The organism is Streptomyces ovatisporus (assembly GCF_042653885.1).
Classification (GTDB): domain Bacteria; phylum Actinomycetota; class Actinomycetes; order Streptomycetales; family Streptomycetaceae; genus Streptomyces; species Streptomyces ovatisporus.
Window position 1 is genome coordinate 132,978 of the sequence record NZ_JBHSFH010000011.1, and the last position, 26,408, is coordinate 159,385.

Sequence of the window (26,408 nt, forward strand, 5' to 3'; positions counted from 1 at the left end):
GCATCCCGGCCGGGCCCCGACGTCCCCCCGCCCAAGGAGACAGCCCGACGATGACGAACAGCGCCCAGGCACACGCTTCCCCCAGGAGCCGCTCGCTGAAGCGGGCCCGCGCCGTGGTGACGGCCGGGGCGGTCGCCGCGTCGTTGCTCGTGGGCTGCTCGGGCGGCGAGAAGGAGAAGCCGGAGCGTTCCAGGCCGGCGGCGCCCTCGCAACAGGACGGCGACGGCTCCGCGAAGGAGCCGGAGAAGAAGCCCGTCGCCTTCGCGCCGTACGTCGACACCTCGCTCAAGCCCTCCTACGACCTGCTCCGGAACGCCCGCCGGACCGGCGTGAAGGAGTACAACCTGGCCTTCGTCTCTCCCGGGCGCGGCAAGTGCACGCCCATGTGGGGCGGCCGGCAGAAGCTGCGGGAGAACCCCGTGGCGCGGCAGGCGGCCGAACTGCGGAAGGCGGGCGGCGACGTACGGGTCTCCTTCGGCGGGCAGAGCGGCAACGAACTGGCCAGGGCCTGCGATTCCGTGGACGAGCTGGTCGCGGCGTACACCGAGGTCGTCGAGACCTACGACTTGACGAAGGTCGACTTCGACATCGAGGGCCCCGCCCTCACCGACGCCGGGGCCAACGAGCTGCGCGCCCGGGCGATCGTCAGGCTGCAGAAGCAACTCCCCAAGCTGGACGTCTCGTTCACCCTCCCGGTCATGCCGGCGGGGCTGAACCGCGACGCACTGGCCGTGCTGAAGAGCGCGAAGAAGAACGGCGCGCGGGTCTCGGCCGTCAACATCATGGCCATGGACTACGGCACCTACTACGACGGCGACATGGGCGAGTACGCCGTCAAGGCCGCCACCGCCACCCAGAAGCAGGTGAGGTCGGTACTGGGCGTCCGCGACCAGGAAGAGGCGTGGCGGACGGTGTCGGTGACGCCGATGATCGGCGTGAACGACGTCAAGGTCGAGGTCTTCCGCCCCGAAGACGCCACCGAGCTGCGGAAGTTCGCGGAGGAGAAGGGCCTGGGAGGGCTGTCGATGTGGTCGGCCACCCGGGACAGGCCCTGTCCCAGCGGCCCCAACACCAAGGCCCAGGCGACGTGTTCGAGCACCGGGGACTCGACTCACGAGTTCGCCGAGGCGTTCGGGGGCTGAGCGGCACCTCCGGCGTCAGCCGGCCTTCCTGCCCGAGCCGGGTGTCCAGCATGTCCGCCCAGCGGAAGAAGTCCGTCTCCGTGGGACCCGGCATGACGGACGTGAGGCTCACCCCCGTCCCTTTCAGCTCCTCCCGCAGCGCTTCGGCGATGCACGGACCTCGACGCGCGCGGCGCGGAGCTCTTCCGCGGCGGCGGCCAGTGCGTCGTCCTCGGAGTTGATCACCAGGTCGAAGCCGTGCGCTGCGAACTGCCCGGCCAGCTCGTGACCGATGCCCCGGGACGCGCCGGTCACGACTGCGAGGGGTGCGTTGTCACTCATCGCCCCCGGGCACCAGGCGCCCGCCCTCACTCCCCCTCGCCGCTTCGCAGGCCGCTGACCAGCGGTTCCGGGAGCGGCGCCGAGGCTGACGGAGAGGACGGAGGGAACGCGCCGGCCGTTCGCCGTGTCCCCCGGGCCTGGCAGTCGAGAGCGATGCGGAGCATACTGACCTCACGATGACGAAGCGTTCCGCGCCCCGGCGCCACCTGCCCACCAGTCCCTTCAAGGCGCCCGTTGCTCCGCTCGCCAAGCAGTTCACCCTGGGAGACCGGGTCTCACACGACCAGTACGGCCTCGGCAGGATCATCGGCGTGGAGGAGGGGATCGCGATGCTCGTCGACTTCGGTTCCCGGCAGGCCCGCATCCCCAGCCCGTACACGGCGATGGACAAGCTCTGACGCGCTGAGCGGCCTCCGACCGGCGGTGCCCCAGCGGCGCCGTGCGGCGAGTTGTCTGCGGCTGCGTCCCTCCGCGTACCGGCCGGGCAGCCGTTCGGCAGGTCTCGCGTTGCCGCACGCGCTCAGCTGCGCGTTCTTCTCGGGCGGCCCGCAGGGCAGACGCCTGCCGGGCTGCACGGGAGCCGCACGCCTGAGGCGTGCGCGGTGAATCCCCGGCTGCGATCGGGCGCCCGTTCCAGGGGGCGGTGTCCGGGAGCGGCACCCAGGAGATATCTTGACATCGAGACGACGTAGACGTGAAGCGGAGTATCGGTGACTGACTCGACCATCATCTATACGCAAACCGACGAGGCGCCGGCCCTGGCCACGTACTCGTTCCTGCCCGTCATCAGGGCCTACGGCTCGACGGCCGGCGTCGGTGTCGAAAGCCGTGACATCTCCCTGGCGGCGCGCATCATCGCCGGCTTCCCCGAGCGTCTCCGGGAGGACCAGCGCATCGACGACGAGCTGGCCCACCTCGGCGAACTGGCGAAGAGGCCCGAGGCGAACATCATCAAACTGCCGAACATCTCGGCTTCGATCCCGCAGCTGAAGGCGGCCGTCGCCGAACTGCAGGAGCAGGGCTACGCGCTGCCGGACTACCCGGACGACCCGAAGACCGACGAGGAGCGGGACGTACGCGCACGCTACGACAAGGTCAAGGGCAGCGCCGTCAACCCCGTACTGCGCGAGGGCAACTCCGACCGCCGTGCTCCCGCCTCGGTCAAGTCCTACGCGCGGAAGTACCCGCACCGCATGGGCACCTGGACGCCGGAGTCGAAGACGAACGTCGCGCACATGGACGGCGACGACTTCCGCTCCACCGAGAAGTCCGCCGTCGTCTCCGAGGCCGGCTCGCTGCGCATCGAGCTCGCGGGCGACGACGGCAGCGTCACCGTGCTGCGCGAGTCGGTGCCGGTGCTCGAGGGCGAGGTCGTGGACGCCGCCGTCATGCGCGTCGCGGCGCTGCGGGAGTTCCTCAAGGCGCAGGTCGCGCGGGCGAAGTCCGAAGGCGTGCTGTTCTCCGTCCACCTGAAGGCCACGATGATGAAGGTCTCCGACCCGATCATCTTCGGTCACGCCGTCCGGTCGTTCTTCCCCGGGACGTTCGCCGAGTACGGTCCGACGCTCGCCGCTGCCGGCCTGTCCCCCAACGACGGTCTCGGCGGCATCTTCAAGGGGCTGGAGTCGCTGCCCGAGGGCGCGAAGATCAAGGAGTCCTTCGAGGCGGAGCTCGCCGACGGCCCCCGGCTGGCGATGGTCGACTCCCACCGCGGCATCACCAACCTCCACGTGCCGAGCGATGTGATCGTCGACGCCTCCATGCCGGCGATGATCCGTACCTCGGGCCACATGTGGAACGCGGACGACGAGGAGGACGACACCCTCGCCGTCATCCCCGACAGCAGCTACGCGGGTATCTACCAGGTCGTCATCGACGACTGCCGTGCGAACGGCGCCTTCGACCCGTCGACGATGGGTTCCGTGCCCAACGTCGGCCTGATGGCGCAGAAGGCGGAGGAGTACGGCAGCCACGACAAGACCTTCGAGATCCCCTCCACCGGCACGGTGCGGGTGCTCGACGGCAGCGGCACCGTCCTGCTGGAGCAGGACGTCAGCGCCGGCGACATCTTCCGCATGTGCCAGACCAAGGACGCCCCGGTCAGGGACTGGGTCAAGCTCGCCGTCAGCCGCGCCCGCGCGACGGGCGACCCCGCCGTCTTCTGGCTGGACCAGGGCCGCGCGCACGACGCGAACCTCATCGCGAAGGTCGAGCAGTACCTCCCCGAGCACGACACGGAGGGCCTGGACATCCAGGTCATGTCCCCGGTCGACGCGATGAAGTTCTCGCTGGAGCGCATCCGCCGCGGAGAGAACACGATCTCCGTCACGGGCAACGTCCTGCGCGACTACCTGACGGACCTCTTCCCGATCCTCGAACTCGGCACGAGCGCGAAGATGCTCTCCGTCGTTCCGCTGATGAACGGCGGCGGTCTGTTCGAGACGGGTGCCGGAGGCTCCGCCCCGAAGCACGTGCAGCAGCTCGTCAAGGAGAACTACCTCCGCTGGGACAGCCTGGGCGAGTTCCTCGCGCTCACGGTCAGCTTCGAGCACCTGGCGCAGCGGACGGACAACCCGCGTGCCCAGATCCTCGCGGACACCCTCGACCGTGCGACGGCCACGTTCCTGGAGGAGAACAAGTCCCCCAGCCGCAAGCTGGGCGGCATCGACAACCGCGGCAGCCACTTCTACCTCGCGCTGTACTGGGCACAGGAGCTGGCGAAGCAGACCGAGGACGCCGAACTGGCCGGCGCCTTCTCGGAGCTCGCCGCGACGCTGTCCGAGCAGGAGCAGACGATCATCGACGAACTGATCGCGGTGCAGGGCTCCGCGACGGACATCGGCGGGTACTACCACCCCGACGAGACGAAGACGACGGCTGTCATGCGTCCGTCGAAGACCTTCAACGAGGCGCTGGCCGGCCTCGGCCGCGGATGACGTCCAGGCGATAGGTCCCGGCCGCGCTGTTCAGGGCTCCGTTCCACTCCGGTGGGGCGGAGCCCTGACGCGTGCCCGCGTCCCGTTCCGCGGCCTGGCGGGGACCACGACGGGCTGGCACGCTCCGCGATGCGGAGAGGCAGGGACGGAGAGAACGCTGAGAGCGGGAAGCCGGACGGCGACATCTGATGCGGTCCGCGCGGCCCGCCGGTCCGGGCTGCGAGGCCGTCCCGGGCGGCCGGCGGGAGCGTCGGCTCCTCCGGCCGCCGTACGGGACTCTTACCGGCCTACGGCGATCGTCCGGGCGGACATCGCTCTTCCGGCATTCCGGCCGTCGCGCCGCGACGGTGCGGCAGCGGGAATACGGCAATTCACGGCTGTTCCGGCTCGTCCGGCGGGCCCGACGAGTCCGGCGAGGAAATGACGTCCGGCATTACACCCGGAATCCGGGCGCGGCACGCCGGTCCTGACTCAGCCGGGCAGACCGTCCAGATGCGGCAGGCTGTGATCGAGCCGCTCCCGCTTGGTCCACAGGTAGTCGAAGTTCTCCTTGTTGGGCTGAATCAGCAGCGGGATACGCTCCGAGATGTCGATCCCGTTGGCTTCGAGAGCGTTGCGCTTTCTCGGGTTGTTCGAGAGAAGGCGGACGGATTCCACGCCCAGGTCGTTCAGGATCGCGACGGCGACGCCGTATTCGCGTGCGTCGACGGGGAGTCCCAGCGCGAGATTGGCCTCGACCGTGTCGAGTCCCTCGGCCTGCTGGAGCTTCAGCGCCTTCAGCTTGGCCAGCAGCCCGATGCCGCGGCCTTCGTGGCCCTGAATGTAGACCAGGATGCCTGCGCCTTCGGCGACCATCATCTCCAGGGCCGTGCCCAGCTGGTCACCGCACTCGCAGTGCGTCGACCCGAAGACTTCTCCTGTCAGGCATTCGGAGTGAACACGGGTGAGCGCCCCGTGTGGGGTGATCTCGCCGTGTACGAGCGCTATTTGTTCTTTTCCGCTGTCCCGGTCCAAGTACCCGAGGGCCAGGAAATCTCCGTGCACCGTGGGCAGCCGGACCTCGACCACCCGCTCGACAGCAGATCGCGGCGGGGCGCCGTTTGCAAGGGATTCAAGGTCTGCCATGGGCTGAGCGTACCTCCCGTACAACCATTCATCGGGCTCTTGCTGAAAAAGCTGAATCAACGTGCGCAGATTCGGAATTGAATGCGCGAGGTGGAGTGAAGAGCACAGTCAGGGCAGTGTCGCGCGGGAACGCTCGGCGGGATACCGGGCGGCCGGAACGGAGCCGACTCTCCCACAGCGCGGACGGGACTGCCACAGCCAGACGACATCACGTGTGAAGGACCACACCAGCGAGGTCAGCGCGAGGGCGACCAGGGCGATGTTGACAAATCCGGGCAGAATACCGGCCGCGGCGACGAGGAGGACGATGCCCTGGAGTGCCGCGACGGTCTTGCGGGCGAAGCTCGGCGGGAGAGGGGCGTTCATCCAGGGAAGTGCTCGCGCGGCCGCGACGAACGCGTACCGCATGCCGCCTATGGCTATCACCCACAGCCCGAGGGCGAAGGCGAGATAGATGCTCAATACAAGAAGGAGGAAGGCGTCGACCTCCATGTCGAAACGCGCCCCGAGCGAGGACGCCGTTCCGGTGCGCCGGGCCACCAGACCGTCGACGAAGTCCAGCATCAGCGCCAAGGCGGTCATCGTCACGGTTGCGCCGATATGCGCGTCGCCGCCCGCATCCGTCACGAGTGCCGTGATGCCGCCGACGAGGGTGGCCCGGGTCAGCGTGACCTTGTCGGCCGGTCCCAGCGCGGGCTTGCGGGACCGCAGCAGCACGGCGCAGACGGTCACACCGAAGAGCGTGCCGGTCAGCCAGCCCACCGGACCGAGCCCCACCGTCGACCACAGGACCGCGAGAAGAAGGAGCTGAGCCGCCACCCCCAGCGCGGTCTGCCGCTCCAACTGGCCGGTCACCCGCCCGACTTGCGTGATCATCGCGCCCCCTGGTGCAGGTGTAGCGGAGCCGGATGGGGCTGATTATGGTACGAGTGATCAGTGAGATGTGAAGAAATTGCAGTTGCCACCTTGCCTGGAGGGCACAAATGGAGCGCACGGCTCGGGCTTACTGGCTCCGGTCCCCGGGATTCGGCGAGATCCACCCCGTCACCCTTCCTTCCCTCGGCCAAGGCGAGTTGCTCGTGCGTACGGTCTGCTCAGGCGTCAGCCGCGGGACCGAGAGCCTCGTCTTCCACGGCCGGGTGCCTGAAAGCCAGCACCATGTCATGAGGGCCCCCTTCCAGGAGGGCGATTTCCCCGGACCCATCAAGTACGGCTATTTGAACGTGGGGATCGTCGAAGCGGGAGATCATGCCCTGTTGGGCCGCCGGGTCTTCTGCCTCTACCCGCACCAGACCCGCTACGTGGTCCCCGCGGACGCGGTGACTCCCGTACCGGACGCGGTGCCTTCGCGGCGGGCGGTGCTCGCGGGGACGATGGAGACCGCGGTGAACGCGGTGTGGGACGCGGCGCCGATGCTCGGCGAGAGGATCGCCGTCGTCGGGGCCGGAATGGTCGGATGCAGCGTCGCGGCGATCCTCGGCCGCTTCCCGGCCGCCCGCGTGGAGTTGATCGACCCTGACCCCTCGCGCGCCGAGGCGGCCGAAGCGCTGGGCGTCGGCTTCGCCCTGCCGGACGAGGCCGCGACGGACTGCGATCTCGTGGTGCACGCCAGCGCCACCCAGGCCGGGCTCACCCGGTCCTTGGAGCTGCTGGCGCCGGACGGACGCATCGTCGAACTCAGCTGGTACGGCGAGGAGAAGGTCAGCGTTCCGCTCGGGGAGTTCTTCCACTCACGCCGTCTTGCCATCAGGAGCAGCCAGGTCGGGGCGCTGCCGCCGGCCATGCGTACGCGCCGTACGTTCGCCGACCGTATGGCCCTCGCACTCGACCTGCTCCAGGACCCCGCACTGGAGATGCTGATCACCGGCACCTCCGCCTTCGACGAACTCCCCGAGGTGATGCCCGAGATCGCGAGCGGCCGGCTGCCCGCCCTGTGCCATCTCATCACTTACGGCGACGAGCCGACCTGACAGTCACGGCCACCCGCCCCGACGCCGACCCCGGCCCCGACCACCATCCCGACCGGCACCATCACCAGGAACCACCGGAGAGTGACCGATGTTCAGCATCACCGTTCGTGACCACATGATGATCGCCCACAGCTTCCGCGGCGACGTCTTCGGACCCGCGCAGCGACTGCACGGGGCGACCTTCGTGGTCGACGCCACCTTCCGCCGCCGCGAACTGGACTCCGACGGCATCGTGGTCGACATCGGCGCCGCGACCCAGGAGCTCAACGGCATACTTTCCGCCCTCAACTACCGCAATCTGGACGACGAACCCGATTTCACCGGCATGAACACCTCCACCGAGGTGCTCGCCAAGGTCGTCGCCGACCGGCTCGCGGAGAAGGTCCACGGGGGCGCGCTGGGCGAGAACGCACGCGGTCTGGACTCGATCGTGGTGACACTGCACGAGTCGCACGTCGCGTGGGCCAGCTACGAGCGTTCGCTGTGAGCTCTGCGGACGGTACGGGAGGAGCCGCGACCAGGGCGTCACCCCTGCACTTCCTGATGCCCGGCGACGTGGACGATCCCGCGTCCCCCAGCGGCGGCAACGCCTACGACCGCCGCATGTGCCGCGAACTCGCCGCCGCCGGGCGGCCGGTGAGCGAGGCCGCCCTCCCGGGCGGCTGGCCCAGGCCCGCCCCGGCGGCCAGGGCCGCGCTGGCACGTGAACTGGCCGGGCTGCCCGACGGAGCCGTCGTACTCGTCGACGGTCTCCTGGCCTGCGGGGTGCCCGAGATCGTCGTGCCCGAGACCCGGCGGCTGCGCGTCGCGGTCCTGATGCACCTTCCCCTCGCGGACGAGACAGGGCTCGACCCGGACCTCGCCGCACAGCTGGAGGAGCTGGAGGGCCGGACACTGCGTGCCGTGCGGGCGGTCGTCACCACCAGCGACTGGGCGGCCCGTGACGTGTGCCGTCGGCACGGCGTGGACCCCGGACGCGTGCACACCGTGTGCCCGGGCACGGACCCGGCGCCGCTCGCCCGGGGCACCGACGGCGCCTCCCGGCTGCTCTGCGTCGCCGCCGTCACTCCTCGCAAGGGGCAGGCCGATCTGGCCCGCGCCCTGGCCGAGGTCGCCGATCTGCCGTTCAGCTGCGAGTTCGTCGGCTCGCTCGACCGGGACCCCCGCTACACGGAGGAACTGCGCGGCGTCGTGCGGCGCTCCGGGCTCGGTGACCGCGTGCGGCTCTCGGGGCCTCTCACGGGCCGGCCCCTCGCCGAGGCGTACGACGCGGCAGACCTCTTCGTCCTCGCGTCGCACGCCGAGACGTACGGGATGGTCTTCACGGAGGCGCTCTCACGCGGCATCCCGGTCCTGGCCACCGCCGCGGGCGCCGTACGGGACACCGTGGGAGCGGCACCCGACGGAAGCGTCCCCGGCATCCTGGTGCCTCCCGGTGACGGCGACGCCCTGGCCGGAGCCCTGCGCAGCTGGCTGACCGAGCCCACAATTCGTCGTCTTGTGACAACATCCGCACGCCGACGCCGTGACGGACTGCAAGGTTGGCCCGGAGCCTCTCACCGCCTTGACGAGGTACTGGAGAGTCTTCGCGGCGAACAACCCGATGTGCCTGAATCGTCCGCACCGCCGGGCCGCGAGGCACGACACGAAGACCGGAGAACTCCTTGAACGCTGTCGGTGCTTCCCGCTACGCCCCCGAATGGCTGTCCCTGCGTGAAGGCGCCGACGTCCAGGCCCGTTCGTCCGAACTGCTGGAGCCGCTGCGAGCATTCCTGGCCGGCCCGCCTCCTGCCGGGGGCGGCGGCACCGGCCCGCTCACCATCCGCGACCTGGGCTGCGGCACGGGTTCGATGGGGCGCTGGCTCGCCTCCCGGCTGGACGGGCCGCAGCGCTGGATCATGTACGACCGCGACCCCGACCTGCTCGCGGGCATCGCCTCCCGGATGCCGGACGAGGCCGCCGACGGCAGCCCCGTCGAGGTGGTCCCGCAGGAGCGGGACGTGACCGGCCTGACGAGCAGCGACCTGGCGGGCACCTCCGTGGTCGTCGCCTCGGCCCTGCTGGACCTGCTGACCGCGGAAGAGGTGGCCCGTACCGCCGCCGCCTGCACCGACGCGGGCTGCGCCGTGCTCTTCGCCCTCTCCGTGGAGGGCAGGGTCGAACTCGACCCCGCCGACCCGCTCGACGGTGAGATGACCGCGGCCTTCAACGCCCACCAGCGCCGCACCGTCGACGGACGACGGCTGCTCGGCCCTGACGCCGTCGAGGCGGCCACCTCCGCGTTCGAACTGCACGGCGCCACCGTCCGCACCCACCTCAGCCCGTGGCGTCTCGGCCCGCAGGACAGAGAACTGACCGCCGAGTGGCTGCGCGGCTGGGTCGGAGCGGCTCTCGCCCAACGCCCCGACCTGCGGGCGGCAGGGGATGACTACCTGCGCCGCAGACTCGGGACGTGCGAGGCGGGCGGACTGCGCGCCGTGGTGCACCACCGCGATCTGCTGGCGCTCCCCGAGCCGGACGAGCGCGTATGACGCGCAAACTGTGGCGCCGGCTGCGCGTACCGATAGCCGTGGGCATCCTCGTCGCGGTCGTGTACCGGCTGGGGACCTCCGCGCTGCTGGACGCCCTCGGCCGCATAGACGCCCGGGCCGTGCTGCTCACGTTCGCCTTCAGCGTTCCCGCCACCGTCTTCAGCGCCGGACGGTGGGCGATGGTCTCCCGGCGGCTGGGCGTACGGATGCGGCTGCGCACCGCGGTCGCCGACTACTACCAGGCGCTCTTCCTCAACGCGACGCTTCCTTCGGGGGTGCTGGGCGACGTCCACCGTGCCGTGCGGCACGGCAAGGACACCGGCGACGTCGGGCGGGGCGTACGCGCGGTGCTGCTGGAGCGCAGCGCCGGCCAGGTCGTCGTGGTCGCCGCCTCCCTCGCGGTTCTCGGCGCGGGCACCTCGTATCTTCCGGTACTGGCCGCGTACCGCGTCCAGTTGGCGGCGTTCGCCGTGCTCGTGGCCGTGCTGGGCGCGGTGGCCGCGGTGTGCGTGGTGCGTGCCCGGCGTTCCGGCACGGAGCGCTCCAGGTGGCAGCGGTCGCTGGCCGCCTTCTGCTCGGACGCCCGTACGGCACTGCTCGCCCGGAACAGCTGGCCCGGGGTGCTGGGGCTCTCGGTACTGGCCCTGGCGGGCCATCTCAGTCTGTTCCTCGCCGCCGCACGGGTCGCCGGGTCGAGCGCGCCGCTGGCGGTGCTGGCACCCCCGCTCCTTCTCGCCCTGCTGGTGATGGCCCTGCCCGTCAACGTCGGCGGCTGGGGACCCCGCGAGGGGGTGTGCGCGCTGGCGTTCGGCGTCGCAGGGCTGGGAGCAGCTCAAGGTCTTGCCGCCGCAGTCGTCTACGGGGCGCTCGCGCTGCTCTCCAGCCTGCCCGGCGCCGGGGTGCTGGCACTCCGCCTGGTGGCGGCCCGGCGGTCACGCCGCGAGGAGGTCCAGCTCGAAGAGCACGTCTTCGCCGAGTGGGAAGACGCGGGTGGGCGGCCGCAGGGCCTCCCCCATCCGGACGGGTCCCGGGAACCGCAGCCCGGGCACCCCGTCTCCCAGGAGGAGCGGCGCGACCGTGACGTAGAGCCGGTCGAGCACGTCCGCGCGCAGGAACCCGGACACGGTCGCTCCCCCGCCCTCCACCATCACCCGGCGCAGACCGCGCTGCGCTAGGGCGTCCAGCAGCGCTCGCGGTTCGAAGCCGCCCTCGCCGCGCGGGAGCCGCAGCACCTCGACGCCGTCGGCGCCGACGGGCGCGCCGGTGCCGCCGGAGACGGAAGCGTCGGTGTCCGTGTCCGTGGAGCCGGGAGCGTCCGCGCCGATCACGTGCAGGGTGGGTGCCTTTCCGTCGGTGAAGATCTGAGCCTCGCGCGTCGCCTCCCAGACCCGGCCGCGCGGGTCGAGCACCACCCGCACGGGGTTGCTTCCCGGGCAGGCGCGCACCGTCAGCCGCGGATCGTCGGCGATGGTGGTCCCCGCTCCGACGAGGACGGCGTCGGACAGGGCGCGCAGCCTGTGCAGGTGGAGGCGGTCCTCCTCGCCGGTGACGTAGTTGGCGTGACCGGTCCTCGTCGCGATGAATCCGTCGAGGCTCTGGCCGAGCTGGGCGAAGGCGCAGTCGGAGCCGGCGAGGCACAGCGGCGTGTACAGGGAAGCGAGGACCGCCGCCTCCGGCGAGGCGGGGCCGCACCACCGCCACCCGCCGTCCGGGCCCTGCTCCAGCCCGGCCTCGGCGGCCTCTTCGGGCGTACGCACACGCAGCAGCCGCTCCCACGCCTCGTGCCCGCGGAGGTCTCCGGTGCTGCCGGTGCCGCCGGGCGAGCCGGGGAGGTCGCGCCCGCGGGGGGCCGTCACAGCGCCTCCAGAACACGCAGGTGGTCCCCGAACGCGCCGCAGAGGGCGGTGAGTACGTCGTCCCCCTTGCGTGCGGAGGCCAGGGAGGGGCGGCCGACGACGCCCGAGGAGGTGTACGGGCCGAGTCCGAGGGAGTGCAGATGTCTGCGGTCGTCGCACAGCCAGTCCGCCGACTCGTAGCCCTCTCGCACGGCTTCGGGCCGGGTGTGCAGAAGGATCGACGTCTCCAGCTCCCCCGCGTGCATGTCGCTGCGGGCGGGTGTCTCCACCCCGGCCTTCGCGGTGGCCTCCTCCCAGTCCGCGCCGGTCGGGAAGAGCACCATGCGGTGCCCCTCCTCCGTGGCCTCCTGGACGATGTTGCGCAGCACGTAGTTGCCGCCGTGACCGTTGACGATCGCGAGTCCCGTCACGCCGGAGCGCCGCAGCGACGCCGCGATGTCGCGGATCACCGCGATGAGGGTGCCGGCGGTGATGCTCACCGTTCCCGGCCACTTCGCGTGCTCCTGCGAGCAGGAGAACGTCAGCGGCGGGAGTGGCTGCACCGGGTGGGCCGCGGCGAGCCGGTCGACGACGGCGCAGGCCACGAGTGTGTCCGTGGCCAACGGCATGTACCACCCGTGCTGTTCGTAACTGCCCACGGGCAGAACCGCCACGGTGGCCCGGCGCTCCCCTACGTCGTCGGTCGTCTCCTTCGGCAGCGCGTGGGAGGCGATGCTGTCCATGGGTGTCATGCTCCTTCGGGGCGGTACGTCGAGCGTGGGGGCGCTGCGGCGGCGGTGTCGGCGGCAGCAGCACGATCACGCTTGCACAGAAACTCCACACCCACCAGCCCCACCGGAGAAGGGGGAGCAGGCCCACGTCCGGCCTGCTCCCCTTCTCCCTTTCTTCGCGCGATGCCCCCGCTTCACCGTCCGCCCGGGACGCCCGGAGCGTCCAGGACGTCCGCGCCGACGGGGGCTCTCCTGGTCATCAACCGGACGTGGCCGGGGTTCAGTTCGTCGACGCGGGTGACGCCGAGCAGCTTCATCGTGCGCTCGGCTTCGGCCGCGAGGATCTCGATCGCGCGGGTCACGCCCGCCTGCCCTCCGGCCATCAGCCCGTAGAGGTAGGCGCGGCCGACGAGCGTGAAGTCCGCCCCGAGGGCGTGCGCAGCGACGATGTCGCCCCCGTTCATGATCCCGGTGTCCAGCATGACCGTCCCGCGGTCACCCACCGCCTCGACGATGCGGGGCAGCAGGTGCAGCGGCACGGGGGCGCGGTCCAGCTGACGGCCCCCGTGGTTGGAGACGATCACTCCGTCGGCGCCGTGGGACATGACGCTCTCGGCGTCCGCGACGGTCTGGATGCCCTTGACGAGGATCGGGCCGTCCCAGGTCTCGCGGATCCACTCCAGGTCGTCGAAAGTGACGGTCGGGTCGTACAGCTTGCTCACCAGGTCGGTGAGAGCGCCTTCGCCGCTCTTGTCGAACGCGAAGGAGTACGGCTCGGTCGTGAGGAAGTTGAGCCACCACTCCCAGCGGTAGGAGGCGTCGAGGAACGTCCTGAGCGTCAGCTGCGGCGGAATGGTCATGCCGTTGCGCAGGTCGCGCAGCCTGTTGCCGTTGACCGGTACGTCGACGGTGACGACGAGCGCCTCGTAGCCCGCCGCCCTGGCGTTGGCCACCAGTTCGCGGGAGAGGTCGCGGTCCTTCCACAGGTACAGCTGGAACCACTTGCGTGCCGAGGGCGCACACGCGGCGACGTCCTCGATGGAGGTCGTGCCGACGGTGGAGAGCGCGTAGGGGATCTGCGCCTGCTCGGCCGCCGCGGCGACGGCACGTTCGCCCGCGGAGTGCATCATGCGTGTGAAGCCGGTGGGAGCCAGACCGAAGGGGAGCGCGGAACGCTCTCCCAGTACGGTCGTGGAGGTGTCGGCGTGCGCGACGTCCCGCAGCACGCCGGGCCTGAACTCGAGGTCCTCGAAGGCTTCCCGTGCACGGCGCACGCCGACCTCCCCGTCGGCCGCGCCGTCGGTGTAGTCGAACGGGCCTGCGGGGGTGCGGCGCTTCGCGATGCGCCGCAGGTCCCAGATCGTGTGGGCGCTCGCCAGCCTCCGCGCTGTGGCGTTCCTCTGCCTCGGCTTCATCTTCAGCAGGGGCGCGATGTCCTTGGGGCGCGGAAACCGACGTTCGAGTGTCGTCATGGGAATGCTCTCCGTTGGTGCGTGTGGTCCTCGTGCTGCTTGTCGCGCTCGCGGCGCCGCCGGTCGCCGGGTCCGTGACGCCGGCCGTGACGGCCGCGCGCTACGGGCCTCCGGACGGGACCGCGGGTCCGCCCCCGCCGTGACCGCCCGCCGACGGCCCGGACCCGCTCGTCGCCTCCACGGCGGCGGGGACTCCCCCGCGCTCCAGTTCGGCCAGCAGTTCACCGACCGCGGTGACGAACTCCGTACGTTCGCCGAGCTCCCGGCCGAGCAGGGCCTCCTCCTGAAGGCAGAGCAGCGCGAGGTCGCGCCCCCGCCGTGCGGGCGTTCCTCCCCCGGCGGCCCGCTCGCCGAGTGCCCGCAGCCGCGCGGCGTTCGGGTCGGCCGGCGCCCGGCCGCCTCCTCCCGGCAACCGGTCCGGGTGGGCGAGGCACTTCAGCCAGGCGGCCACCGTCAGCGCGAGGGTGGCGGGCAGGCGGCCGCGGCGCATGTGCCACAGCGCCGCGTCCGGTACGCGCTGGGCCAGCTTGAGCGACCCGTCGGCGGCGACCTGCGCGGTGGCGTGCGCGAGCCGGCGGTTCGCGAAGCGCTCACCGAGCTGCCTGCGGTAGGCGGCGACGTCGAATCCGTCCGGGAGGACGAGCGTGGCCTCGTACTCGTCGCCCAGCCGTGCCGCTGCCCGCGCGATGACCGGGTCGGCGGCGGCGTCGGCGATCAGGTCGTGTCCCGTGAGCAGCCCCAGACAGGCGAGGAGGGAATGGGTGCCGTTGAGCAGGCGCACCTTGACCGTCTCGTAGTCCTGCACGCGGTCCGTCAGTACCGCGCCCGCCTCCTGCCACGCGGGACGGCCGGCGGCGAAGCTGTCGCGCATCACCCACATCGTGAACGGCTCCGCGGGAACGGGCACGTCGTCGTGGAAGCCGGCCTCGGCGGCGAGGCGGCGGTGCTCGCCGGTCGTGGCGGGGACGATGCGGTCGACCATGGTGTCGGGGCACGTGACCGCGTCGTCGAGGAAGCCCAGCAGTTCCGCGCCGTCGCGGGCCGGCATGGCACCGGCGAAGTCCCGCAGCAGCCCGGCCAGGGTGGTGCCGTTGGCAGTGAGGTTGTCGCAGCTGAGCAGGGTGACGGGGGCGGCGGACGTACGGCAGCGGCGGAGCAGCCCCGCGGCAAGGCGGCCCACCGTGCTGCGCGGCGGGCCGCCCGCGAGGTCGTGACGGATGCCGGGGGCGTCCAGGTCGAGCCCGCGGGAGCGGGCGCTGATGCCGTACCCCTTCTCCGTCACCGTGAGGGAGACCACCCGGGTCGCCGGATCGGCGATCTCATCGGTGGTGCGGCCGGGTTCGTCGGCGGCGACGAACGCGTCCGTGATGCTCCCGACCACGCGGACGTCCGTCTGCCCGGGGCCGAGGGTGACGACGCTGTAGCGCATCCGCTGCCGGCGGAGAGCCGCCACGACGCCGCGCGTGCTCCCGGCGACCCCCGTGATCGTCCAGGGGTCGCCGAAGCGTCCCGCGTCCTCCGTGTAGAGGGCCTGGTGGGCACGGTGGAAGTTGCCCAGCCCCAGGTGCAGGATGCGGCGGTCTCCGTGCCCGCCGACGCGTCCGCCGGTGTGTCCGTCGGTCAAGTTCGCTCCTCCGTAGGGGACTTCGCCGGCTGCCCACTGCTGTCGCCTTCCCCGTCCGGGGCATCCGGGAGGTGCCGTTCCGCTGTCTGGGCTGTCACCGAGCCTCCTCACCGTCGCCGGACCGAGTTATTCCGTCACACGGAATGCAATTCCGTGATCTAGAATCCCGCGCAACTTACGAAGCGCTCCGCTGCGGTGTCAATGTTTTCTGCCCGTCTCTCCCGGGGCTTCCCCGCTCCGGCCCGCGGACGCGTTCACGCCCCCAGGTGATCCGCGGCCCGCGACGCACCCGGGCGGGTACGTATCCCGCATGACCCTGCAGACCGACGCGGAGAAGGCGGTGTGGCGGGAGCGCGGCGCCCCCCTGGTCGCACCCGCAGCGAGCGGCCCCCTCAGCGGCGTACGCCTGGCGGTCAAGGACGTGCACGCCGTGGCGGGCCACCGCATGGGCGCCGGGAACCCGTACTGGCTCCAGGAAGCGGAACCGGAGACCGGCAACTCCTGGGCGCTCCAGGCTCTCCTCGACGCGGGTGCCGAGGTGACGGGCATCGCACAGACCGACGAACTGACCTACAGCCTCGACGGCACCAACGCGCACTACGGCACTCCGCCCAACCCGGCCGCCCCCGGCCGCATCCCCGGCGGTTCCAGCAGCGGCCCTGCCTCGGCTGTCGCCCTCCGTGAGGCCGACGCCGGTCTCGGCAGCGACACCGCCGGTTCGATCCGGGTGCCGGCCTCCTACTGCGGGCTGTACGGGATGCGGCCCACCCACGGCGCCGTCCCCGTGACCGGCATGCTGCCGCTCGCCCCGCGCTTCGACACCGTCGGCTGGCTCGCCCGGGACGCCGGAACGCTGCTGCGGCTGGGGAACGTACTGCTTCCACCCGCACCGGACGACGAGGAGCAGGGCGCGAGGCCGGGAATCGCCGGGCACGGGGGAGGCACACCCTTCCATACGGCCCTCGTCGACGACGCCCTGCTCGCCCCCGCAGACGCCGCCGTACGCGAGAGCTTCGAACCCGCGGTGGCGGAACTGGCCGTCAGGACAGGGCTGCGTATCGAGCAGTGCCCGCCCCTGGGGCCGGGGGGCACTGACAGCGTCATGCGGGCCGACGCCTTCTCCGCCGTCCAGGCCGTCCAGGTGTGGCAACACGACGGGGCATGGGTCGACGCGCACCCGGAGGCGCTCGGACCCGACATCGCCAGGCGCTTCGCATGGGCCTCCTCCGTCACCCCGGACCGCGCGGAACCCGCCGGGGAGCTGGTCCGCGCCACCGCGCTCGGCCTGGACGCGGCGCTCTCCCCGGGCACGCTGCTCCTGCTGCCCGCCGCGGCGGGCCCCGCACCGCGCATCGACTCCGGCTCCGCGGAGCGGGACGACATGCGAAGGCGCACCATCCAGCTCACCTGCCTGGCGGGCATCGGGGGCCTGCCCTGCGTGGTGCTCCCGCGCCTGACGGCCGAAAGCCTGCCCGTCGGCCTGTGCGCGATCGCAGCGCGCGGCCAGGACCGCGCGCTGCTGCAACTCGCGATCGCCGACAGCGCCCAGCAGCAGGGGTGAGCCGGGCGGGACGACCGGTCACTCGGAGTCGGGCGCCGGCCCCCCGGCCGCCTCCTGCCGCAGTTCGACCTTGCGCACCTTGCCGCTGACGGTCATCGGGAACTCCGTCATGACGCGCAACTGCCGCGGGATCTTGTAGTGCGCCAGCCGGCCCTCGCAGAAGGAGGCGATCTCTTCGCGGGTGGGCGGATCGTCCTGGTCGTGCGGAATGACGCAGGCCAGGATCTCCTCGCCGTAGCGCTCGTCGGGGACGCCCACCACCTGCACGTCCGAGACCTTCGGATGCGTGTAGAGGAACTCCTCGATCTCGCGTGGATAGACGTTCTCCCCGCCCCGGATGATCATGTCCTTGATGCGGCCGGTGATGGCGAGGTATCCGTCCTCCCTCATCACGGCGAGGTCCCCGGTGTGCATCCAGCGGCCGGCGTCGATGACTTCCGCCGTCCGCTCCGGCTCCTCCCAGTAGCCGAGCATCACCGAGTAGCCGCGGGTGCACAGCTCTCCCGCAGCGCCGCGGGGCAGGGTCACCCCTGTGCCCGGGTCGACCACCTTCACCTCCAGATGCGGCAGCACCCTGCCGACGGTCGCGGTGCGCCGCTCCAGGTCGTCGTCCGTACGGGTCTGCGTGGAGACCGGCGAGGTCTCCGTCATGCCGTAGCAGATCGCCACCTCGGCCATGTGCATCTCGGCGACGACCCGCTTCATCACCTCGACCGGGCAGGGTGAGCCGGCCATGATCCCTGTTCGCAGCGAACTCAGGTCGTAGGAGGCGAAGTCGGGCAGCCCCAGCTCCGCGATGAACATCGTCGGCACGCCGTACAGCGAGGTGCAGCGCTCGTCCTGCACGGCCTGCAGGGAGGCCGCGGGTTCGAACGAGGGCGCGGGAATGACCACGCAGGCGCCGTGACTTGTGGCCGCCAGGTTGCCCATGACCATGCCGAAGCAGTGGTAGAAGGGCACCGGCAGACACACCCGGTCCTGCTCGGTGTAGCCCAGCAACTCCCCTACGAAGAAGCCGTTGTTGAGGATGTTGTGGTGGGAGAGCGTCGCCCCCTTGGGGAAGCCGGTGGTGCCGGAGGTGTACTGGATGTTCACCGGGTCGTCGCAGCTCAATAGTGCTTCCGCCGACCGCAGTTCGGCGTCCGTGACGGCGTCGCCGTCGGCGGTGAGCGCCTCCCAGCCGGGCGTGCCGATGTGCACGGTCTCCGCGAGCTGCGGGCACTCTCCGGCGACCTCCCGGGCCATCGCCCGGTAGTCGCTGGTCTTGTACTCGGTGGAGGCGATCAGCATGCGCACGCCCGACTGCCGCAGCACGTAGGCGAGTTCGTGCGTACGGTACGCGGGGTTGATGTTGACCATGACGGCGCCTATACGGGCCGTTGCGTACTGGACGAGCAGCCACTCGGGGCAGTTGACCGCCCAGATGCCCACCCGGTCGCCCCTGGTGATGCCGCGGGCGAGCAGTCCGCGCGCCAACTGGTCGACATCCGCGGTGAATTGCGCGTACGTCCACCGCCTCCCGCCGGGGGCGTCGACGAGCGCCTCCCGGTCGGGGTGAGCGGCTGTGGTGCGGTCGAGGTTGCTGCCGATCGTGTCGCCGAGCAGGGGCGTCGTGGCGGTCCCGCTCCCATAGGAGAGCGCCGTCGGGTCTCCGGTCACCGGGTCCTCCTCGTCGTGATGCCGTCGTCCTGGGGCCGTCGCCCGGATCCGGCGCGTGCCCGCGGGCATCCCGACGACGTGCCCTGGCATCGTGCGCCAGTGATCCGCTCCGCACCACCCCCTGACGGGCGCGGGCATAGCTTCGCGGGTCCGGCGGCGCCTCACGGGGCGGGTCTGCCGTCCCGCAGCACGGCCGGACGGCGGCGGGCGGGTGAGGAGCCGGACGACGGCGGGGCCGGACCTCGCCGCCGGAGTCACCCGTTCAGCCTCGCCGCGGCCCCGGCGTCCCGACCGTCCCGCCGCGGAGGGGACCGGCTCCCCCGCACGGGCCGCCTCGGGGCACGTCTCTCCCCTGCGGGCGGGCCCACGGCCGCTCGGCCCGGCAGGCTCAGCCCATCACCGCGTGCAGGACGAGGATGGCCAGGTCGTCCTCGACGGGTTCCGGACCGAAGTCGTGCGCCGCCTGGCGTACGCGCTCCGCGACCGCCATCGCCCCCATGCCGACGCACCCGGCGAAGATCGCGGCCAGACCGTCGTCGTCGTCCAGCTGCCGGTGACCGCTACGGCGTTCGGTCACACCGTCCGTGACGCACAGCAGCGTCTCCCCGGGGGCGAGGTAGAAGGGGAAGGCGGTGAACTCGGTGCCGTCGTCGATGCCGAGAAGCATCTGCTGCTCCGCCACCGGCACCACGCCCGCGCCGGGTGACAGCTTCAGCGGCGGCGGGTGCCCGGCGCTGGCCAGGGTGCAGCGCGCCCCGCCGGAGTCCGGGTCCGGCTCCAGCTCGCCGTAGACGAGGCTGAGGAACCGGGGCTGGGCGCTCTCCCCTCCCACGGCCACCGCTTCCGCACCCTCTTCCGCCATGGCGGCGTTGAGCCGGCCGAGGACGGACTCGACGCCGTGGCCTTCGCGGGCCAGCAGCCGCACGAGATGCCGGGTCAGTCCCGTCACGGACATCGCTTCGGGGTCCTTGCCCTGCACGTCGCCGAGGAGGAAGCACCACCGGCCGTTGCCCATGGGGAAGAGGTCGTAGAAGTCTCCGCCGACCGTCTGGCCCCTGCCGTGCGGCTCGTAGACGATCGCCGACTCCACCCCGGGGAGGCTGGCCAGGGACGGGGGCAGCTGCCTGCGCTGCAGTGCGCGGCTGATGCTCGTCTGCCGGGTGTACTGGCGGGCGGTGACGACGGCCTGTGCCACTCGGCGTGCGACGTCCTCGACCGTGCGGGCCACGGTGTCGGTCGTCTCCGGCGGCCCTGCCCGTCCGATCACGAGGGAGCCGACGCAGGTGCCTCCGGAGACGAGCGAGAAGGCCAGAGCAGACCCGCCCGTACCGTCGTCGTCCGCACCCTCGGGCCACGGCCAGGGGATGCCGACCGTTCGCAGGGTGGGGGGCGGCCGGTCCGGTTCCATGGCGAAGCGCAGGGCGTCGACGCGGCGCTCGTCGGCGTGCCAGACGCGGGAGAGGCGCATCGTCCCGGAATCCGTGGTCAGCCACACCGCACACCAGTCGGCGAGCCTCGGCACCAGCAGCTGGCCCGCCAGCGCGGCGACCATGTCCTCGTCGAGCTGCCCGGCCAGCAGCTCGCTGGCTTCGGCGAGGAAGGCTCCGCCGCGGTCGGTCCACTCGGCGACGCGCCTCCTGTCGGCCCCTGCGGACGGGGAGAAGATCTCGGCGGCGACCAGTTCCCGGTGCATGGCGTCGCTGAGGGCCCCGGCGGGTGTGCGCACCATCTCGGAGACCGCGAGGCGGAACCAGACGACCTTCTCGGTGCGCCGGTAGGTCACCCCCCAGGACTCCGCCAGCGCCCCCACGATCTGGAGCCCGAGTCCGCGTCCGCGCTGTCCCGAGGCGTCTCCGGCCACCCGGCCGGCGGGCTGCCGGTCGGCCACTTCCACCAGTACGCCCGTGAGGTCCCCGTCGTCCCCCGAGGCCTCGGACCCCTCGGACGAGGCGGCCGCCGGTCCGTCCCGCCCGTGTCCGGCTGTCTCCAGGCCGCAGGCGATCTCGACCTCTGTCCCGGCGTGCATGAGGGCATTGGTGACGAGTTCGCTGACCAGGAGGGCGGCGTCCTCCGCAAGCCGTTCCAGTTTCCAGCCGTCGGGGGCCGCCAGGGGCGGACCCTCGATGATCGCCGCCCGTACGAGGGTGCGGGCTCTGGACGGTGCGAGCTGGCTGGCGGGCAGTGCCGTCCGCGATACGGGATCGCTGAGGCCGGAGAACGGCAGTCGCACGGGTATCTCCTGACTCGGATGAGATAGCACCAAAGCCACTACAATAGGATAAAGGCCATACTTCCTGGTCGCTGGGAATGAGGTGCCATGGACGACCCGGTTGGGCAGTCGGTGCGCACGGCTGATCTGCGTCCACTGCTGGGAGCGCTGCGGTCGCTGTCCGACGGGGACTTCTCCGTACGGACAGCGACCGAGGCGGACGGAGTTCTGGGCGAGATCGCCGGGGTGTTCAACCAGATTGCTGCCCGAAACGAACATCTGGCCTCGGAGCTGAGGCGGGTCCGCCAAGGAGTGTCCAAACAGGGGCATCTGGACGAGCGGATCACTGCGAGCCCGGGCTCCGGAGGCTGGGCCACGAACGTCGACGACGCGAACCACCTGATCGAGTCGCTCGCTGCGCCGGTCACTAAGGCCACGCGTGTCCTGGAGGCCGTCGCGGACGGCGACCTGACCCAGCACATCGACCTGCGCGACGGCCACCGGCTCGAAGGGGACCTGGGACGTCTCGGGACCGGGCTGAACCGCCTCGTCGACCAGCTGTCGATGTTCACCGGCGAGGTGACGAGGGTCGCCCGCGAGGTCGGCACCGAGGGACGCCTGGGCGGACGGGCCGACGTAGGGGCCCTCTCCGGGGACTGGCGGCACGTGACCGAGGCCGTCAACTCGATGACCGAACGGCTGACGGGCCAGGTCCGGGACATCGCCGGGGTGACGACGGCCGTCGCCCGCGGCGACCTCACCCAGAAGGTGACGGTGGAGACAGCCGGCGAGCTGCAGGACCTGAAGGTCACCGTGAACACCATGGTCGACCAGCTCTCCGTCTTCGCCGACGAGATCGCGCGCGTCGCCCGCGAGGTGGGCACCGAGGGCAACCTCGGCGGACAGGCCGAGGTGAGGGGCCTTTCGGGAGCGTGGAAGGACCTGACCGACAACGTCAACACGATGGCGTCGAACCTGACTTCGCAGGTACGGAACATCGCCCAGGTGTCGGCCGCCGTGGCTCAGGGAGACCTCAGCCAGAAGATCACCGTCGACGCCAAGGGCGAGATCCGTCAGCTGATGGGCAACGTCAACAGCACGGTCGACCAGCTCTCGGCGTTCGCGGACGAGGTCACCCGCGTCGCCCGCGAGGTCGGCACCGAGGGCAACCTCGGCGGACAGGCCGAGGTCAAGGGCGTGTCCGGTGTGTGGCGTGACCTGACCGACAACGTCAACCTGATGGCGTCGAACCTGACTTCGCAGGTGCGCAGCATCGCCCAGGTCGCCACCGCGGTGGCCGAGGGTGACCTCAGCCAGAAGATCACCGTCGACGCCAAGGGCGAGATCCTCCAGCTGAAGACGACGCTCAACACGATGGTGGACCAGCTCTCGGCGTTCGCGGACGAGGTCACCCGCGTCGCCCGCGAGGTCGGCACCGAGGGCAACCTGGGCAGGCAGGCTCAGGTGAGGGACGTGTCCGGCGTCTGGAAGGACCTGACCGACAGCGTCAACTCCATGGCCCTGAACCTGACTTCACAGGTACGCAACATCGCACAGGTGACGACGGCCGTCGCCAACGGCGACCTGTCCAAGAAGATCGACGTCGACGCCCGCGGCGAGATCCTCGAACTGAAGGACACCGTCAACACGATGGTCCACCAGCTCCGTGCCTTCTCGGACGAGGTCACCCGGGTCTCCCGCGAGGTCGGCACCGAGGGCAACCTCGGCGGCCGGGCACAGGTGCACGGCGTCTCCGGGGTCTGGAAGGACCTCACGGACAACGTCAACTTCATGGCCACGAACCTGACTTCGCAGGTACGCAACATCGCACAGGTCGCGACCGCGGTCGCCAACGGCGACCTGTCCAAGAAGATCGACGTCGACGCCCGCGGCGAGTTCCTGGAACTGAAGACGACGCTCAACACGATGGTCGACACGCTCTCCTCCTTCTCCTCGGAGGTGACCCGCGTCGCCCGCGAGGTCGGCAGCGAGGGCCAACTGGGCGGGCAGGCACGCGTCGAAGGCGTCTTCGGCACCTGGAAGGGCCTGACGACCAGCGTCAACGAACTCGCCTCGAACTTGACCACGCAGGTGCGTGCAATCGCCGAGGTCGCCAGCGCCGTCACGCAGGGAGACATGTCCCGCACCATCTCCGTCGACGCCCGCGGCGAGGTCGCCGAGCTCAAGGACAACGTCAACGTGATGGTGGCCAACCTGCGCGAGACCACCCGCACCAAGGACTGGCTGGAGTCGAACCTGACCCGTATCGCGGGCCTGATGCAGGGGCACCGCGACCTGGTGGAGGTCGCCGACCTCATCCTGCGGGAGCTGACACCGCTGGTGAACGCGCAGGCAGGAGCGTTCTTCCTGGTCGGTCCGGGCGCCGCGCCGGGAGAGGAACTGGAGTTCATCGCCGGGTACGGCACCCAGGGGCCCGGCGAGGCCGAGGCGCAGACCAGCGGACCGATGCGCGGACTGATCGCGCAGGCCGTCGAGGAGAAGAAGCGCATCCTCATCGAGGACGCGCCACCGGACTACGTCCGGGTGGAGTCGGGGCTCGGCGCCGCGCCGGCGGCCAACATCCTCATCCTGCCGATCCTCTTCGAGGACCGCGCTCTCGGCGTCATCGAGGTCGCCTCATTCAGCAAGTTCAACGACATCTACCTCACCTTCATCGACCAGTTCGTGCACACCATCGGCGTCTCGGTGAACACCATCATCGCCAACGCCCGTACCGAGGTGCTGCTTTCGGAGTCGCAGCGGCTGACCAAGGAGCTGCGGCAGCGTTCCGAGGAACTCCAGCGCACCAACGCCGAACTGGAGGAGAAGGCAGCTCTGCTGGCCACCTCCTCGCAGTACAAGTCGGAGTTCCTGGCCAACATGTCGCACGAGCTGCGCACTCCGCTGAACTCGCTGCTCATCCTGGCCCGGCTGCTCGCCGACAACCCCGACGGCCGGCTCTCCGGTCAGGAAGTGGACTTCGCCAACACCATCTACCGCTCCGGATCGGACCTGCTGCAGCTCATCAACGACATCCTCGACCTCTCGAAGGTCGAGGCGGGCCGTATGGACGTACGGCCCAAGAAGCTGCCGCTGAGCAAGCTCCTCGACTACGTGCACGCGACCTTCCGCCCCATGACCATCGACAGGGGCCTGGCCTTCGAGATCGCGGTCGGCGAGAACGTACCCCGCGAGCTGTTCTCGGACGAGCAGCGGCTGCAGCAGATCCTGCGCAACCTGCTCTCCAACGCGGTGAAGTTCACCCCCTCCGGCGGCATCGAACTGCGCGTCGAACGCGTGTCGACGAGGGCGTTCGAGGAGGCGGCGCTGCGCGTTGCGGAGTCCGTACTGGCCTTCTCCGTCAAGGACACCGGCAGCGGCATCCCGCCCGAGAAGCTCTCGGTGATCTTCGAGGCGTTCCAGCAGTCCGACGGCACGACGAACCGCAAGTACGGCGGCACGGGTCTGGGGCTGTCCATCAGCCGGGAGATCGCGGGGCTGCTCGGCGGCCGGATCGACGTCGAGAGCGAGGAGGGCGTGGGCTCGCGCTTCACCCTCTACATCCCCGCCGTGTATCCCGGCAGCACGCCCTCGGCCGAGCAGGGGCCCGCGTCAGTGACACGGACGCCCTCCGGCAGGGGAGGCACCGCCGGAGCGGTCACGTCACCACCCGTACCGGCGGCGCTCCCGGAGCCTTCGCCTCCCGCGCCGCTGGAGCCCGGAGCCGAAGGCGAGATCCAGGCGGCACCCTCCGCCGAACGGCCCGAACGCGGGGCGGGCACCACCGCGGCGGCCTGGCCGGAGGCCACGCACTCCGGGCCGCCCGCCCCTCCGGACACCCCGCCGGGGCGGCCCGAGCCCTCACGGCCGGCGGAGCCCGTCGCGCCGGGGCGGGCCACCACCTACGAGCCTGAGCGGGGCACCGGCGCCCACGACGACATGTGGCCGGAGACGACGCAGCTCAAACGGTGGCTCAGCGGTCCGCAGGGCCAGGTCCTCTCGGGTGCCAACGTCCTGATCGTCGACGACGACATCCGCAACGTCTTCGCCCTCACCCACGTACTGGGCCGCGTGGGGATCTCCGTGAAGTACGCCGAGAACGGCCGCGAGGGCCTGGACGTACTGGACCGTTCGCCCGAGGTCTCGCTGGTTCTGATGGACATCATGATGCCGGAGATGAACGGCTACGAGGCGATCCGCACCATCCGCAACACACCACGGCTCGCCGGGCTTCCCGTCATCGCGCTGACCGCGAAGGCCATGTCCGGCGACAGCCAGAAGGCCCTGGACAGCGGTGCCGACCTGTACGTCGCCAAGCCTGTGGAGGTCGACAAGCTGCTCGCGTCGATGTACGAGCTGCTCAAGTCGCGGAGCCGGGCCGACGGCGGCGATCCGCAGCCGGACACCGGCGATCCGGCCGGCGGACCCGCCTCCGGCTCCCGGCCGGACGGGGACACCACCGCTCCGCACGGCGGCGCGGCCTCCCCCGACGGGAGCGGACCGGCGCAGCACGGCACGGACCATCCCGGCGACGAGAACGCCGACCCGCCCGGACGGACGCCATGAGTGCGCCCACACCGGACAGGTCGAGCATTCTGATCGTCGACGACATGCAGGAGAACCTCGTCGCACTGGAAGCCGTACTGGGGCCCCTGGACCAGCAGTTGGTGACCGCACGCTCCGGCGAGGACGCGCTCAAGGCGATGCTCCGGCAGGATTTCGCGGTCGTCCTGCTGGACGTCCTGATGCCCGGCATGGACGGCTTCGAGACGGCGAGCAACATCAAGCGGCTCGACCAGACCAAGGACGTGCCCATCATCCTGCTGACCGGGACCGACGTCGACGCGGACTACGCCTACCGCGGCTACGCCCTCGGTGCCGCGGACTTCCTCTCCAAGCCCATCGACCCCTGGGTACTGCGCACCAAGGTCAACGTCTTCCTCGACCTCGACCGCAAGAACCGTCAACTCGCCGTCCAGGCAGAGCAGTTGCGCCGTCTTCTGGTCGCGGAGCAGGCCCCGGGCAGAACGGGCGGCCCCGCGGCGGAGGGGCCGCTGGAGGGGACGCCCTCCAGCGGGTCCGGCCGCATGGGCGCCGGGACGGGCGGCGCGGAGCGTCTCGCGGAGATCACCGAGAAGCTGACCGAGATAGAGGTGCTGCTGCGCGACGCGCAGCAGCCGGACAGGACCGGACTCGCGGACCGTATCGCCGAGTTGGAGGCCACGGTCCGCGGCCTCGACCCGGCAGGGGGCGGGGCGTAGCTCCTCCGCCCTCCCTCCGGCCGGGCCGGTG

19 protein-coding genes and 1 pseudogene are annotated in these 26,408 nt (G+C 71.0%); 11 read left to right on the forward strand and 9 right to left on the reverse strand.

Going from position 1 to position 26,408, the window contains the following annotated elements; genetic code table 11:
* Positions 1-50: 50 nt before the first annotated feature.
* Positions 51-1,142: a chitinase gene (locus tag ACFPA8_RS20420; RefSeq protein WP_386450603.1), complete on the forward strand. Its 1,092-nt coding sequence runs from the start codon at positions 51-53 to the stop codon at positions 1,140-1,142.
* 123 nt (positions 1,143-1,265) lie between these two features.
* Here the strand turns inward: ACFPA8_RS20420 and ACFPA8_RS20425 are convergent, their stop codons facing one another.
* Positions 1,266-1,463, reverse strand: a complete 198-nt coding sequence (locus tag ACFPA8_RS20425) for an SDR family NAD(P)-dependent oxidoreductase (protein WP_386450605.1) — start codon at positions 1,461-1,463, stop codon at positions 1,266-1,268.
* A 176-nt stretch (positions 1,464-1,639) separates the two neighbouring features.
* Here ACFPA8_RS20425 and ACFPA8_RS20430 point away from each other — a divergent pair, with 176 nt between their 5' ends.
* Both ACFPA8_RS20430 and ACFPA8_RS20435 read left to right on the forward strand, forming a co-directional pair.
* On the forward strand, positions 1,640-1,861 hold the full coding sequence (locus ACFPA8_RS20430; protein WP_386450607.1) for a hypothetical protein: 222 nt from the start codon (positions 1,640-1,642) through the stop codon (positions 1,859-1,861).
* A gap of 312 nt (positions 1,862-2,173) precedes the next feature.
* Positions 2,174-4,399: an NADP-dependent isocitrate dehydrogenase gene (locus ACFPA8_RS20435; RefSeq protein ID WP_386450609.1), complete on the forward strand. Its 2,226-nt coding sequence runs from the start codon at positions 2,174-2,176 to the stop codon at positions 4,397-4,399.
* A gap of 471 nt (positions 4,400-4,870) precedes the next feature.
* On the opposite strand, the gene ACFPA8_RS20440 is transcribed toward ACFPA8_RS20435, so the two are convergent.
* Positions 4,871-5,524 (reverse strand): GTP cyclohydrolase II, encoded by a 654-nt coding sequence (locus tag ACFPA8_RS20440; protein WP_386450611.1) that lies wholly within the window; start codon positions 5,522-5,524, stop codon positions 4,871-4,873.
* A 108-nt stretch (positions 5,525-5,632) separates the two neighbouring features.
* Positions 5,633-6,400, reverse strand: coding sequence for a CDP-alcohol phosphatidyltransferase family protein (locus ACFPA8_RS20445; protein ID WP_386450613.1), 768 nt, complete (start codon positions 6,398-6,400; stop codon positions 5,633-5,635).
* A 107-nt stretch (positions 6,401-6,507) separates the two neighbouring features.
* Here ACFPA8_RS20445 and ACFPA8_RS20450 point away from each other — a divergent pair, with 107 nt between their 5' ends.
* The 5 genes and pseudogenes from ACFPA8_RS20450 to ACFPA8_RS20470 form a co-directional block, all read left to right on the forward strand.
* Positions 6,508-7,494, forward strand: a complete 987-nt coding sequence (locus ACFPA8_RS20450; RefSeq protein ID WP_386450614.1) for a zinc-dependent alcohol dehydrogenase — start codon at positions 6,508-6,510, stop codon at positions 7,492-7,494.
* A gap of 88 nt (positions 7,495-7,582) precedes the next feature.
* The gene (locus ACFPA8_RS20455; RefSeq protein WP_386450616.1) at positions 7,583-7,981 is read left to right on the forward strand and encodes a 6-pyruvoyl trahydropterin synthase family protein; all 399 of its coding nucleotides are present in this window, start codon (positions 7,583-7,585) and stop codon (positions 7,979-7,981) included.
* Positions 7,982-8,037: 56 nt separating this feature from the next.
* Complete coding sequence (locus ACFPA8_RS20460) at positions 8,038-9,162, forward strand: glycosyltransferase family 4 protein (RefSeq protein WP_386450705.1); 1,125 nt, start codon at positions 8,038-8,040, stop codon at positions 9,160-9,162.
* Positions 9,159-10,025 (forward strand): class I SAM-dependent methyltransferase, encoded by an 867-nt coding sequence (locus tag ACFPA8_RS20465; protein ID WP_386450617.1) that lies wholly within the window; start codon positions 9,159-9,161, stop codon positions 10,023-10,025. The genes ACFPA8_RS20460 and ACFPA8_RS20465 overlap by 4 nt, the downstream gene beginning before the upstream one ends.
* Positions 10,022-10,852: pseudogene (locus ACFPA8_RS20470) on the forward strand (lysylphosphatidylglycerol synthase transmembrane domain-containing protein); the annotation flags it as partial. The gene ACFPA8_RS20465 and the pseudogene ACFPA8_RS20470, both read left to right, overlap by 4 nt.
* Before the next feature lie 105 nt (positions 10,853-10,957).
* On the opposite strand, the gene ACFPA8_RS20475 reads toward ACFPA8_RS20470, so the two are convergent.
* The 4 genes from ACFPA8_RS20475 to ACFPA8_RS20490 form a co-directional block, all read right to left on the reverse strand.
* Positions 10,958-11,881 (reverse strand): RibD family protein, encoded by a 924-nt coding sequence (locus ACFPA8_RS20475; protein WP_386450618.1) that lies wholly within the window; start codon positions 11,879-11,881, stop codon positions 10,958-10,960.
* On the reverse strand, positions 11,878-12,603 hold the full coding sequence (locus ACFPA8_RS20480) for a creatininase family protein (protein ID WP_386450620.1): 726 nt from the start codon (positions 12,601-12,603) through the stop codon (positions 11,878-11,880). The genes ACFPA8_RS20475 and ACFPA8_RS20480 overlap by 4 nt, the downstream gene beginning before the upstream one ends.
* Positions 12,604-12,785: 182 nt before the next feature.
* A complete protein-coding gene (locus ACFPA8_RS20485; RefSeq protein WP_386450621.1) occupies positions 12,786-14,063 on the reverse strand; it encodes an alpha-hydroxy acid oxidase in 1,278 nt (425 codons plus the stop codon).
* Between the two features lie 100 nt (positions 14,064-14,163).
* Positions 14,164-15,687, reverse strand: a complete 1,524-nt coding sequence (locus ACFPA8_RS20490; protein WP_386450623.1) for a mannitol dehydrogenase family protein — start codon at positions 15,685-15,687, stop codon at positions 14,164-14,166.
* A 310-nt stretch (positions 15,688-15,997) separates the two neighbouring features.
* Between ACFPA8_RS20490 and ACFPA8_RS20495 the strand changes: the two genes are divergently transcribed.
* Positions 15,998-17,248, forward strand: a complete 1,251-nt coding sequence (locus ACFPA8_RS20495) for an amidase (RefSeq protein ID WP_386450624.1) — start codon at positions 15,998-16,000, stop codon at positions 17,246-17,248.
* 18 nt (positions 17,249-17,266) lie between these two features.
* Here the strand turns inward: ACFPA8_RS20495 and ACFPA8_RS20500 are convergent, their stop codons facing one another.
* Together ACFPA8_RS20500 and ACFPA8_RS20505 are read right to left on the reverse strand one after the other, a co-directional pair.
* Positions 17,267-18,907 carry an AMP-binding protein gene (locus ACFPA8_RS20500; RefSeq protein WP_386450626.1) on the reverse strand — a complete coding sequence of 547 codons (1,641 nt, stop codon included), beginning with the start codon at positions 18,905-18,907 and terminating at the stop codon, positions 17,267-17,269.
* 388 nt (positions 18,908-19,295) lie between these two features.
* A complete protein-coding gene (locus tag ACFPA8_RS20505; RefSeq protein WP_386450707.1) occupies positions 19,296-21,143 on the reverse strand; it encodes a SpoIIE family protein phosphatase in 1,848 nt (615 codons plus the stop codon).
* Positions 21,144-21,224: 81 nt separating this feature from the next.
* Here ACFPA8_RS20505 and ACFPA8_RS20510 point away from each other — a divergent pair, with 81 nt between their 5' ends.
* Entirely contained in the window at positions 21,225-25,682 is a 4,458-nt protein-coding gene (locus tag ACFPA8_RS20510) for a HAMP domain-containing protein (RefSeq protein ID WP_386450627.1), read from the forward strand.
* The gene (locus ACFPA8_RS20515) at positions 25,679-26,377 is read left to right on the forward strand and encodes a response regulator (RefSeq protein WP_386450629.1); all 699 of its coding nucleotides are present in this window, start codon (positions 25,679-25,681) and stop codon (positions 26,375-26,377) included. Before ACFPA8_RS20510 ends, ACFPA8_RS20515 begins: the two co-directional genes overlap by 4 nt.
* The last annotated feature ends 31 nt before the right edge of the window (positions 26,378-26,408 follow it).